This is a genomic window from Spirosoma migulaei (genome assembly GCF_054776855.1).
Map to the genome: position 1 here is coordinate 126641 of NZ_BAAHBG010000027.1, position 11784 is coordinate 138424.

Below are 11784 nucleotides of genomic sequence, written 5' to 3' on the forward strand. Positions count from 1 at the left end.
TACATCATACATCAATTTTGTCCAATCGGTTTCACGGTTCGTTTGAGCGAATCGCTGGCATTGGTGGTTACGCGTGCCCTCGGCTGAATCGTCGAAATATGAACGCGTGTCGTATCGAGCACGGCCCGACTTCGGGTTGGAGTCAGTGGTTTGGCAGTGGTATCCGGCAAAAATAAGGAGTTATATGAATTTTGTGCGTATTGTCTTCGCTGCGATCGCCATAAACCCGCAACCGCCTGTTGATCCGTTGCATTTTGCGTGGTCGCTTTAGTATAGGCGGCAATGGCCTGTTCGTACTGTCCCAACTGTTCGTGGCAATAGCCGATGTAGGTATCAATTCGAGGAAATTGGGGCCGTAGCTCCAGAACACGCTGATAATTAGCGAGTGCCGAATAATAATTCCGGTATTTCTGATTGATCAGCCCCATCTGAAAGTACACCTGATAATAAGTTGGTTGCAGTTTTATCGTCTGCAGATAATAGACCATTGCGCTATCGAGCTTCCCTTCTGTATGGTAGATCATTCCCCGCCCATAATAGAGCTTGGGGTTGTTGGGGAAGTAACGCAAGGCCTGTTCATTGTAAACCAGAGCTGAATTCAGATCACCCAACGTTCGGTAAACGGATGCCAGTTGATTATAGGTCTCCAGATAGCGCGGCTTTAGTCGTAATGACTGCTCATACAGTACGAGTGCCTGCGCGGTATCGCCCTGGCGAGCGGCCATAAGTCCGTTGAAAAAATAAGCTTCTCCGTCGTAAGGAGCCATTTGCAGGGCCTTGGCAACATACAGTTTTGCTTTATCGAACTGGTTTTGCTGTTGGAGTAAATCACCTTCCAGCGTATACAGCTCCGGGGTATCGACACCTAGAATTTCAGCACGCTGAGCATTTTGAAGTGCTTTGTCCGGTTGCTGCAACGCCCGTAAAATTTGGGCACGGGTTAGGTAGAACGACCCGATATTGTCATTGCGATTGATCGCTTCATCAATATCAGCCAATGCATCGCTTACACGCCCCATAGCCAGCAGAATAACAGCTCGTTTGGCATAGGCCGACGAGGAGGAGGACTGATTAATTGCCCGGGTCAAGGCACGCAATGCTCCTTCCGTCCGGCTGCTGTCATCCGACTTGGGGAAATCAGGAATATGTGCCGTTTGCCGATTATCGTCACTACAGGCGAACAACAAGAGTAAAAGAGCGTAAGAATGAAAGAGCGAAAAAAGCTGACGCCAGTTTTTCACTCTTTTATTCTTACGCTCTTTTACTCTTTTGCTCTTTCGCTCTTTCATAGTGTTGATGCGAACCGATAAAATACCCCCAAAGGTAGCCGTTTTTGGGCCTGGTCGTCAACGACTAATTCGCCCCATTCTGTACCCTCAATAGTGCCAAACAAGGGCTGCATCAGATTGTCCAGAATGAGCGATGAGAACCCCAGAGAATAGAGATTGATGATAAAGAAAAAATCGGAACGGTCGAGCAGATCGGCACAGGATTTAAGCAGATCATTGATCTGTTCTTCAAGCACCCATTTTTCGCCATCGGGTCCGCGGCCATAAGCTGGCGGATCGAGGATAATACCATTGTAGTGATTTCCCCTACGAACCTCCCGCCGAACAAACTTCACCGCATCCTCTACTACCCAGCGGATGTTATCCAGCTCGCTGTAGTCCATATTTTCACGTGCCCAGCTAATGACGGGTTTTACGGCATCAACGTGGGTTACGTCGGCCCCGGCCTGACGAGCGGCCAGCGATGCCCCACCTGTATACGCAAACAGGTTCAGCACTTTGGGTCGAGCAACGTTAGCCTTTAGAGCCGTTACTTTCTTATGGATATAAGCCCAGTTATCAGCCTGTTCGGGAAACAGTCCAACGTGCTTGAAGGTTGTCAGCGCAAGTTTAAATTTCAGACTTAATCCCTCCTGGCGGAAAGACACGAACCAGGGATCTCGCATCTCGGGTTTGGTTTGCCAGTCACCCCGTTCCGGCGATTGGCGGTCACGGCGAAAAATGGCATGAGCCTGACGTTCCCAATCCTGATCAGACAGTGATTTATCCCAAATAGCCTGCGGTTCGGGTCGGGCCAGAATAAAATCGCCGAACCGTTCCAGCTTCTGAAAATTTCCAGAGTCGATCAGTTCATATTCCGGCCAGGGTGCGGGCGTAATTAATTGTACGTTCGTCATTGATTAAATGTAAAATGGATAATGGGTAATGTAAAATGCGGGTACTGAATTCATCATTCTACATTACCCGTTATTCATTTTACATTATTCATTTCCCAGCTGTCCCATTTTTAGAATTAACTCAAATTCATCGGATCGAACGGGCATGACCGATAAACGGGATTGTCTGATAAGGCTGAGATTTGCCAATAATGGCTCGGCTTTTATCTGAGTCAGTGAGACCGGAATTTCTAACGCCATTACAGGCTCTAATTCAATGACAACCCAGCGTACATCATCAGGTGAAGTTGGATCAGGATAGGCCTCTTTAACCACCTTTGCCAGTCCAACAACACCAATGTTCTTTACACTATGGTAAAACAGCACCTGATCGCCCAGTTGCATGGCTTTCAGGTTATTCCGGGCCTGGTAGTTACGAACGCCATCCCAGACAGCACGCCCCTGTTCAATAAAATGATGCCACCCGTATACATCGGGTTCGGACTTTACAAGCCAGTAATTCATGGTAGTTTCGTGCAGAAAGTGAACTAGGTGGAGTGAGTGCAGTATATGTAGGATATACCTATTCCACTCATTACACTTACTCCACCTACTTCACTACCGATCAATAATAATCGTCGTGTTCGTGGCTGTTGCCGAAGGGGGACCCATATTCGTCAATATCATCATCCGCAAAACGCGAGCCAGCGCTTTTAAACGACAACGCTTTCCGGAGAATCATAATCTGGCCAGTGTGGTACATATCGTGGTTGATAATGCCATGCAGCATGTCATAATATGTATAATCCCGACCCGGAACAATATCTTCCAGGAACTCATCATCGTCTCGTTTGTCGAGTTCGTTAATAAGTTCTTCCTGGCTCAGGCTCAGTTCCATTTCGAGGGCTTCCCACTCGAAATCATCAATTTTATCGGGAAGGGCACCAAAATTTTTGTCAGGAGTCGTAATATCAAACGTCTCATCGCCCTGCATCTTTTTAACACAGAATATTCGCCAGCTGGTCATGTGAAAGACGAGTTCGGCAATACTGTGCGTGTTCGGTGCAATCCGCTGTCCGGCCATATCGGGCGTAACGCCCCGCAACACATCAACTACCGATGGGCCATGCCAGGCTTCCTCGCCTTCATATGTCGTATTCAGAAGGTCAATGATGCGGATCAGTTCGTCGTTTGGTACCATAGTTCAATGAATGGTTGAGTGATTAAATGCAAAAGATAGAGCCGTACGTAGGCTACTTATCGTCACAAATAGAGCCTCTACCCATGGAATATGTTTATTGGTTAAATTTTGTTAGTTGGCTTGCTCAGATTACGTTCTGCTGGCGCCCTCGCGTTCACGTTAATTTGTAACTCAGGTCGAGTACGGTGTTCACAAGCAGCCTGCCTCTATCTGATTGCATCAGCAAAGGTAGCCAATATTGATGGCCTTCCGAAAAAAACCAATCAAACACACGATCAACATTGCCTAATTCATGTATGAAGATCAATAAATAAGAACCGCGACTAGAGTGGCATGTTTTATGTACGCAACTAATTAAGAATTTTTGTCGATACAAAGTGACTCCATGCAAAAAGTAAAGACTCAAGGGATGAAGAACTAGATTTATGATTCCATTTAGTACAACACGTCTGCTTTTCCCTTGCCTACTATGGGTATCTTTCTGTTATGGTCAGGTAGATAAACCACTACGGTATCGCACGGAAGTGGGTACTTATTTCGCCACATCCGGTCAAACCCCATTCTGGCTTCGGGCCAATCAATACGGCATTGTTCCGAAAGATCAGGCATTTCTGACCCTTAGGCAGGGATTACGGGTTGATTATCATGATAGCCCCAAAACGAAACTCGATAGCCTTCGGGCTGCCAATCGACGAATTGACTGGGGATGGGGTGCCGAAGCCGTACTGAATGCAGGCTATGCGTACAAGTTACTGATTCCGGAAGCCTATGTAAAAGTGAAGTTTGGCAAAAGTCTGGAAGTCTGGGCGGGTCGCCGTCGGGAACTCATCGGCCTGGTCGACTCTACCCTCACATCGGGCTCTTATGCCTGGTCCGGGAATACCCTGCCGATGGCGAAAATTCAGCTTGCCGTTACCGACTATCTACCCCGGAACGGATTATTCGGCTTCAAAGGGTTTTACGCACATGGCTGGTTTGAGGAGGAACGCTTTATCAATAATGTAATGCTTCACCAGAAAGCGCTTTATGGCCGATTTGGGCGGCCTCATTGGCGGTTGAAGCTTTTTGCTGGCATTAACCATGAAGTAATGTGGGGAGGTAACACAGAACGATTACCTGGTTCAGTTATAAAAAATAATCAATTACCGAATCAGTTTAGTGATTATGTCAATGTGGTAACTGCTACTACGCTGGGGAACCGCACTGATATCGATACAAACCGGGTTAGTGAGTTCGACCGGAAGAATCGTATTGGAAATCATCTGGGAACGGTCGATCTAGCCTTTGAGTACACAGGCCGTTCATTTTCAATCTTTGCCTATCGGCAAAATATCTACGAAGATGGATCGCTCTTCCATTTCACAAACCTTCAGGACGGTTTAAATGGGCTCCGCATCCGTAATCGCAGGCCCCCTAATCCCAATGGCCTGCAGGTTCAGAACATTCTGCTGGAGTACCTCTACACGGAAAGTCAGGGAGGAGATTTGTTTTTAGAAACGGATGCCCAGCGGGGGCGCGACAATTATTTCAATCATTCGCAGTATCAGGATGGGTGGTCACGCTATGGCCTGACCATGGGAACCCCGTTTATCAGCCCAACGGTTGACAGTCGAAGTAATTTACCCAGGTATGCGTTCACCAATAACAACCGGGTATCCGTAATGCACCTGGGTCTTTCTGGACAGGTACTCGATTTCTTTCGGTTTCAACTGAAAGCCTCCTACAGTGAAAATCTGGGCACCTATGAGATACCATTTGATAAACCGGTTCGTCAATTTTCGTCTGTACTTTCGGTTTCGGCTCCACTCGCTATCCTCAATGGGGTAACGGCCAATGCGTCTGTAGCCGCCGATATTGGTGACCTCTACGACAATAGTATGGGATTTTTTATCGGGATTCGGAAGGAAGGCCAGAGTAAACGCCGGAAACCGGTTGACCCAGAATAAGAATTTCGCTGATCGACCAGCAATGGCTATTTGCGTTTTCGCTGCCAGTTTCCCTTCTCCGGTTGCGGACGGAATATATGCACATCAAGGAGTGCATAAGGGCGGGCCAGATACTCCCGAACAAGTGTGCGAAGGGAATAACCGTCGGGTACGTCCTGAGCAGCAAATGCAATGGCTTCCATACCCTCATGGTTTCCGATGTAGAGGGCACGGGCATTGTGGAAATTTTGAGAGATAATCGTAATCTTTTCCTGGTTGAACTCGTCCTTGCATCGGACCACCGAATCGAAGGTCCGGAAACCTGCATAATCCAGTTGCATAACTGACGCAGGCACGCCGAGTTTGACCAGGGCCCGTTGCATATCTACCGGTTCATTGTAATATTCAGAGTCGTTGTTACCGCTTAAAATGAGGTACTTCACTTTTCCCTCTTTCCAAAGTCGGGCGGTAGCCTCCATCCGATATCGAAAGAACAGGTTTTCTTTACCCGTACGCACAAACTTACTCGTACCTAACACCAATCCGAAATCATTGGCAGGCAACTCATTGATATCAAAATAAATCTGGTCTTTCGTATTATAAACAACCCACCAGTTACTTAGCAACACAGCCATTGCCCCAGTAAACAGGAAACCAATCAGCACTTTGATCACACGCTTGGCTACACGAACACCAGCCGCTTCGCGGTGTATATCGTCGCTGTAGTCAGTAGCCAAGGTCGTGTTCATCTATTACAAACTAAAATGCGGATTCTCAATTAAACCAACCACATTCCCGAAGGGATCATGGATTGAAGCAACTTTGATCTCATCCCCCACATCCTGTATCTCAGTATGAGAGGTAGCTCCCAAATCAAGTAAATGCTGCATGCTAGCCTCAATGTTGGAAACACCCCAATACGTTAGTGTACTTCCCTCAACAAGCTGCGCATTGGGATCAAGACCCAGTTCATAGCCGCCAATATTAAAACCAACATAGAAGGGCTGATCGAAATACGGGGCAATACCAAACGCCTTCGTGTACCACTCTTTGGTTTCGCTAAGATTGGGAGCAGCATAAATTACCGTCCGTAATCCTAAAAATTTCGTATCTGCCATTGCTAAACGTAATCTATTAGGTGGTATTCGGTTTACGTTTTTTGGTTTACGGTAGGCTGACGCAAGAATAGTTTAGTTCATGCGTCAGCCTACCGTAAACCAAAAACCGAATACCTTATGAAAACAAGCCCAACTGCACTGATTCTTTCTCGTCGGTCTCAGCGGTGCCAGCGTCAATCGACTCAAGGAGTGGCGCAACTTTCACGGCCTCTTTGACGATCTTAGGTGCCAGGAGTTTAACCTCTTTAACTTTGGCGAACGGCAATTTATTACCCAACGCCTTCCAGCCCCGAACATCAATAAACCCTTCTGGCTCCAGAATCATCTTTTCCAGCGGTCCCCGGTCTTTTACCTGATGAATAACCTCAATGCGTGGATGCCGATCAGCAGTAATGGTCAATGACTTCGACCCTTTGGTATCACCAATAAAACTGAATTTCTTATCCAGCGTGCTCGTTTCAACCTTAAATCGTTTTACGTACCAGGCTTTCTGATTCGCTTCATAATACACCGCCGACAGTACCGTTTCAGGATCAAACTTTATGAGAATACTTATATCATTCGGTTCGTAACGGTTTGTAAGGTCAAAACTGGTCAGTTCGTACTGGCCATCTTTGTAGACGACCAGAATACTGTCTTTTGCATCGAAATTCCCCAGCAATTTACCCCGTTCGTCGCGATTGAGTCGACCCAGGTGCTCATCGTACCAGATATCAACTCCGCCGAGGGTAGAAACACCGCCCGTTTTCTGGGTGATTTTCCGAACCGGATACTTGGTCAGAATATTACCCTGAGCCGAGCGATTCTTAATCCCGACCGAAGCAAAGTCATAGTCGAACTGCTTGATCTTCGCCGAACTTTGTGCTGTCAGGTTAATGGTTATCACTTCGGCTTCCCCATTATCGTTTGCACTAAAATACGTTACTTTCGATTTGGGATTTCCCATCGTCAAGTCATACTCGCGGTCGCGGGTAACGCCAGTCACGGGGAATCGCTTGGCCATCGAAATGCCTGATTTCCCATCCAGGTAAATCAGGTTATAAATCTTGCGTTCGTCGTTTTTCTTGAATACCGACACATGTACAATATCCTTGCCGACAAATACCTTATCCTGAATTTTCGTGACCATGCATTTGCCATCACGCCGAAATACGATGATATCGTCGATGTCGGAGCAATCACAAACATATTCTTCTTTCTTCAATCCGTACCCAATAAATCCACCTTCCCGGTCAACGTATAGTTTCTGATTGGCGGCTGCTACCACGCTGGCGGCAATTGTGTTAAAGGCCCGAATTTCCGTTTTTCGCTCCCGGCCTTTGCCGTACTTCTTCTGCAGATCCTTATAATAGTTAATGGCGTAGCGGGTGATGTTAGCCAGGTTATCTTCCGTTTCGGCTAATTCCTGCTCCAGTCGGCGCATTAACTCCTCCGCTTTGAATCCATCGTATTTTGAAATCCGCTTAATTTTGATCTCGGTCAAACGGATCAGATCATCCTGCGTAATAGCCCTATAAAATTGCTTTTTAAACGGTTTGAGTGCTTTGTCAATGGTTTCCAGCACCGCTTCAAAGGTCTCACACTCTTCAATTTTTCGGTAAATGCGGTTCTCGATAAAAATCTTTTCGAGCGAGCTGTACAGCAACCGTTCCATTAACTCACTACGCCGTATTTCCAGCTCGCGTTGCAGCAACTGAACGGTTTGGTGGGTGTTGACCCGGAGAATGTCCGTTACGCTAACGAAATGGGGTTTGTCGCCAATGATCACGCAGGCATTGGGGGAAATAGACACCTCGCAATCTGTAAAGGCGTAGAGCGCATCAATGGACACATCGGGCGAAACACCCGGCTGTAGGTGAACCAGAATCTCAACATCCTTCGCTGTGTTATCAACCACAGCTGCCACGTTTCGGCTCGGGGCTTTAATCCGAATTTTACCCAGCTCAGCTGCCTTAACAATCGAGTCGATCAACTGCGAGGTTGTGATCCCATAGGGCACATCTCGGATAGCCAGGATTTTTTTATCGATTTCTTCAATTTTAGCCCGCACCCGCACCTTACCCCCTCGGTGTCCGTCATTGTAATTGCTAACATCAATATGACCTCCCGTCTGAAAATCGGGAAAGAGCGATACGGGTTTGTCTTTCAGAATCTGAATGGAAGCATCAATCAGTTCATTGAAGTTGTGAGGCAGGATTTTGGTCGACAGACCAACCGCAATGCCCTCAACGCCCTGAGCCAGCAACAAGGGAAACTTTACGGGTAGTGTAACCGGTTCGCGTTTACGCCCATCGTAAGATAGTTGCCACTCGGTCGTTTTATCATTGTAAATGGCATCCTGCGCAAACTTCGACAGTCGCACTTCAATATATCGTGGGGCCGCTGCTCCGTCGCCAGTGCGCACATCTCCCCAGCTCCCCTGGGTATCAAAGAGGAGTTCCTTCTGACCAATGTTGACGAGGGCTTCGCCAATGGACGCATCGCCATGGGGGTGGAACTGCATCGTCTGACCAATTACATTGGCCACTTTGTTAAACCGCCCATCGTCCATTTCTTTCAGGGCATGCAGAATCCGGCGCTGAACGGGTTTCAACCCATCTTCCACGGCAGGAACGGCCCGTTCAAGAATAACGTAAGATGCGTAATCGAGAAAGTAGTTTTCGTACAATCCTGACACAACGGTCTGATCATGCAGGACTTCATTGGTAGGTTCAGTGAGTGGTTGTTCCGACAGAGGACCGTCGGTCAGCTCGGTTCCATCGGCAGATGGAAATCCTTCTGGTTGCTGGCTATCGTCCTCAATCGGCTGTTCATTTTCTTCGTTTGTCATTGACTTGCTTCAGGAACTGTTCCAGTGGATAAGTACGCAAATTAACCGAACGATTCACTACTCGTTCGGCTCCTTAAATATACAAAAAAAACTTGAAAAAACGGGCATAGTAGCCATTAAAAGGCTAATCCCGCAAAATAAGTTTAGTGTCCATCTCAATAACCCCGCCCCAGTTCCACGGCAGTTTCAACGGGCTTACCAGCCAGAAAAAGCGCCAGATTCCGGAGGAACTGATCGACCTTTCCGGCATCTTCATTGGGTTGCCCACCGCCCGTATGCTGAGTGAGAACCACATTCGGCAGTGTCCAGAGCGGGTTATCTGCAGGAAGGGGTTCGGTTGCCGTGACATCAAGTACAGCCCCCCCCAGATGGCCCGACTGTAGCGCGCTTATCAGGGCTGGCTCGTCGGTGGTACTGCCTCTGCCCACATTTGCGTATAGACTACCGGGTTTCATTGCGGTGATCAGATCGGCAGAGAAAAAACCGGTTGCAGTACCGGGCAGGCAATTGACAACAATATCAATCTTTGGCAGGAGCGCTTTGAGTTCATCGGCCGTGTGTAAATCGGCTTGCGGATCGGTACGGGCCAGCATGTACAGTTCGCACTGAAAACCGGTTAGCATCTGGCGCACGGACTGACCAATGGTTCCGGTTCCCAGAATGACCACTCGCTTCTTCCACAACAAATTAGTGCGGGCCCGAATGGGAGCACCCACCCATTCAGAGCGAGCTTGCAGTAGTGTCAATTCGGGTATACACCGATAGACCGCCAGAATGCCGGCCACCATTGTTTCGGCACAGGGGAGTGCAAAATAGTTACCCATGTTGGCGATGGTGGCCGTAAGCTGAACCGATTTATACCCATCGAACCCTGCGGAGTCCAACTGCCAGAATTTTAGATTGGGTAAGGCCTTGGCAAACCAGGCCGCCGGTGGATTACCCATGATGAGGTTTGCCGACTGCAAGGCCGCTTCCTGTTCGGCTTTAGGGAGTTCATCCCGATATACAATGGTTATTGGTTTCGCTCCGGCAAATTGGTCGGAAGAAAGTTGCTGTTGAAGTTCCGCTTTAAGCGTATCGTTGAGGTTGGAATTGACAAAGAGTTGCATAATGTTTAAACGCAAAGAGCGCAAAGGACATCGCAAAGAACGCAAAGAATTTATAGCCTTGCGACCTTGGCGATGTCCTTTGCGCTCTTTGTGTTTAAATAAATTCTTACTTCCAGCCTTTTAACTGCGCCAGCAGCCAATTGGTCATTTTCTCGGTTTCTTCAGGGTATGTCCAGTGTCCAGTGTCGATAAACGATATATCCAGCGTTTTCTGGCCAGGGATCACATTGTAAGCAGCGTACATCGAGGTGGGCGGACAGGTTTCGTCGTTAAAGCCCCAGGCATATCGACCCGGCACGTTGACCAGCCGGGCAAAATTAACTACATCATAATAACCCGTTGTTTTAATGCGATCAGGCTTGTTATTGAATGCCAGCTCATTTCCGGTGAAGAGATGCGGCCAGCCGCCTGCCCGCCCGTTAAGGTAGCCGGTTACATCGGCCAGAGCCGGATAGAACGCCCCCAACCATTTGATACGCGAGTCCAGGCCAGCGGTTACAATTGACAAGGCACCACCCTGACTTCCGCCCGTAACGGCCAGATTCTGCCCATCATATTGCGGCATACTCGTCAGAAAATCCACGGCTCTCACGCAGCCCAGATACACCCGCTTATAATAATACCGGTCGCGGTCATCAAGATTAGCCGATTGGTAGCCGTTAAGTGGGCCACGCGCCAGGTTTTCATACACAATTGGGTCCATAGTAACAGGCACTCCGTGAATACCTACTTCGAGGGTTATAAATCCCTTCTCGGCTTCGGCAATCATACCATTATAAGGCCGGACACCTGCCCCTGGTACCCGTAGAATAGCCGGGTATTTTCCCTCTTTCTTCGGTACACACAAAATTCCGTAGAAGCGGGAGTTGTTAATGTTCTGTAGATTCAGGTGGTACACGTTGGTAAGTTCGGTGCATCGTTCGGGTAAGAGCGTCAGGCGGGCATCTATGGGCACCTTGGCTAAATCGGCCTTTGCATTGTCCCAAAAGGCCTTAAAATCGGCTGGATTTGCTACGGTAGGCTGGATTGTTTGTGGTTCAAAACCAGCCGTTGTGAGCCCCCGATACTCCTTTCCATCCAGTTCAACGGTAGCAATGCACCGCAGGAAGCCCCCAGTTTTCATCGAGCCGCCCTCCAGTGCCAGCGTCCCATCTTTCAGTGTGACAGTTTCTTTTTTAGTTGGCTCCATTTTCTCCGGGCCGACTTCATAACGAAGTTTTGCCCCGCGTAACAGCACATTACTCTTGTAAACCGAAATCGTAAATTTGACGGGTTCACCAATTTTATAGAGCCAGTCGGCATGGTCGGGGGTGACAATCACTTTTACGAGCCGCTCAACAGGTTGAGCCAGCGCGTTTGTAAACCAAATGACCAGTAAACCGGGAAGAAATAGTTTTTTCATGGAATGTAGCGCGAAGGATTTTCGATCATTCACAT

At 48.1% G+C, this 11784-nt stretch carries 10 protein-coding genes; 1 reads left to right on the top strand and 9 read right to left on the bottom strand.

Features of this window, described 5'->3' with window-relative positions; translation table 11 throughout:
- Positions 1 to 11: 11 nt before the first annotated feature.
- The 4 genes from ACYVGO_RS25325 to ACYVGO_RS25340 form a co-directional block, all read right to left on the bottom strand.
- A complete protein-coding gene (locus tag ACYVGO_RS25325; protein ID WP_460971660.1) occupies positions 12 to 1289 on the bottom strand; it encodes a tetratricopeptide repeat protein in 1278 nt (425 codons plus the stop codon).
- A complete protein-coding gene (locus ACYVGO_RS25330) occupies positions 1286 to 2185 on the bottom strand; it encodes a class I SAM-dependent methyltransferase (RefSeq protein ID WP_460971661.1) in 900 nt (299 codons plus the stop codon). The genes ACYVGO_RS25325 and ACYVGO_RS25330 overlap by 4 nt, the downstream gene beginning before the upstream one ends.
- 84 nt (positions 2186 to 2269) lie before the next feature.
- Positions 2270 to 2689: an EVE domain-containing protein gene (locus ACYVGO_RS25335; RefSeq protein WP_460971662.1), complete on the bottom strand. Its 420-nt coding sequence runs from the start codon at positions 2687 to 2689 to the stop codon at positions 2270 to 2272.
- Positions 2690 to 2789: 100 nt separating this feature from the next.
- Positions 2790 to 3365 (bottom strand): DinB family protein, encoded by a 576-nt coding sequence (locus tag ACYVGO_RS25340; protein ID WP_142773184.1) that lies wholly within the window; start codon positions 3363 to 3365, stop codon positions 2790 to 2792.
- Between the two features lie 425 nt (positions 3366 to 3790).
- On the opposite strand from ACYVGO_RS25340, the gene ACYVGO_RS25345 reads away from it, so the two are divergent.
- A complete protein-coding gene (locus ACYVGO_RS25345; RefSeq protein WP_460971663.1) occupies positions 3791 to 5311 on the top strand; it encodes a capsule assembly Wzi family protein in 1521 nt (506 codons plus the stop codon).
- Positions 5312 to 5337: 26 nt separating this feature from the next.
- Here the strand turns inward: ACYVGO_RS25345 and ACYVGO_RS25350 are convergent, their stop codons facing one another.
- The 5 genes from ACYVGO_RS25350 to ACYVGO_RS25370 form a co-directional block, all read right to left on the bottom strand.
- Positions 5338 to 6039: a SanA/YdcF family protein gene (locus ACYVGO_RS25350; RefSeq protein WP_142773182.1), complete on the bottom strand. Its 702-nt coding sequence runs from the start codon at positions 6037 to 6039 to the stop codon at positions 5338 to 5340.
- 3 nt (positions 6040 to 6042) lie between these two features.
- Entirely contained in the window at positions 6043 to 6408 is a 366-nt protein-coding gene (locus tag ACYVGO_RS25355; protein WP_460971664.1) for a VOC family protein, read from the bottom strand.
- A gap of 115 nt (positions 6409 to 6523) precedes the next feature.
- Positions 6524 to 9238 carry a DNA gyrase/topoisomerase IV subunit A gene (locus ACYVGO_RS25360; RefSeq protein ID WP_460971665.1) on the bottom strand — a complete coding sequence of 905 codons (2715 nt, stop codon included), beginning with the start codon at positions 9236 to 9238 and terminating at the stop codon, positions 6524 to 6526.
- A gap of 155 nt (positions 9239 to 9393) precedes the next feature.
- The gene (locus ACYVGO_RS25365; protein ID WP_460971666.1) at positions 9394 to 10347 is read right to left on the bottom strand and encodes a D-2-hydroxyacid dehydrogenase; all 954 of its coding nucleotides are present in this window, start codon (positions 10345 to 10347) and stop codon (positions 9394 to 9396) included.
- Positions 10348 to 10453: 106 nt separating this feature from the next.
- Positions 10454 to 11749 carry an acetylxylan esterase gene (locus ACYVGO_RS25370; RefSeq protein WP_460971667.1) on the bottom strand — a complete coding sequence of 432 codons (1296 nt, stop codon included), beginning with the start codon at positions 11747 to 11749 and terminating at the stop codon, positions 10454 to 10456.
- Positions 11750 to 11784 lie beyond the last annotated feature (35 nt).

Bases quoted from the DNA above. Each gene is read 5' to 3' on its own strand.
- ACYVGO_RS25325 (WP_460971660.1), bottom strand. From the start codon at position 1,289: ATGAAAGAGCGAAAGAGCAAAAGAGTAAAAGAGCGTAAGAATAAAAGA.
- ACYVGO_RS25330 (WP_460971661.1), bottom strand. From the start codon at position 2,185: ATGACGAACGTACAATTAATTACGCCCGCACCCTGGCCGGAATATGAA.
- ACYVGO_RS25335 (WP_460971662.1), bottom strand. From the start codon at position 2,689: ATGAATTACTGGCTTGTAAAGTCCGAACCCGATGTATACGGGTGGCAT.
- ACYVGO_RS25340 (WP_142773184.1), bottom strand. From the start codon at position 3,365: ATGGTACCAAACGACGAACTGATCCGCATCATTGACCTTCTGAATACG.
- ACYVGO_RS25345 (WP_460971663.1), top strand. From the start codon at position 3,791: ATGATTCCATTTAGTACAACACGTCTGCTTTTCCCTTGCCTACTATGG.
- ACYVGO_RS25350 (WP_142773182.1), bottom strand. From the start codon at position 6,039: ATGAACACGACCTTGGCTACTGACTACAGCGACGATATACACCGCGAA.
- ACYVGO_RS25355 (WP_460971664.1), bottom strand. From the start codon at position 6,408: ATGGCAGATACGAAATTTTTAGGATTACGGACGGTAATTTATGCTGCT.
- ACYVGO_RS25360 (WP_460971665.1), bottom strand. From the start codon at position 9,238: ATGACAAACGAAGAAAATGAACAGCCGATTGAGGACGATAGCCAGCAA.
- ACYVGO_RS25365 (WP_460971666.1), bottom strand. From the start codon at position 10,347: ATGCAACTCTTTGTCAATTCCAACCTCAACGATACGCTTAAAGCGGAA.
- ACYVGO_RS25370 (WP_460971667.1), bottom strand. From the start codon at position 11,749: ATGAAAAAACTATTTCTTCCCGGTTTACTGGTCATTTGGTTTACAAAC.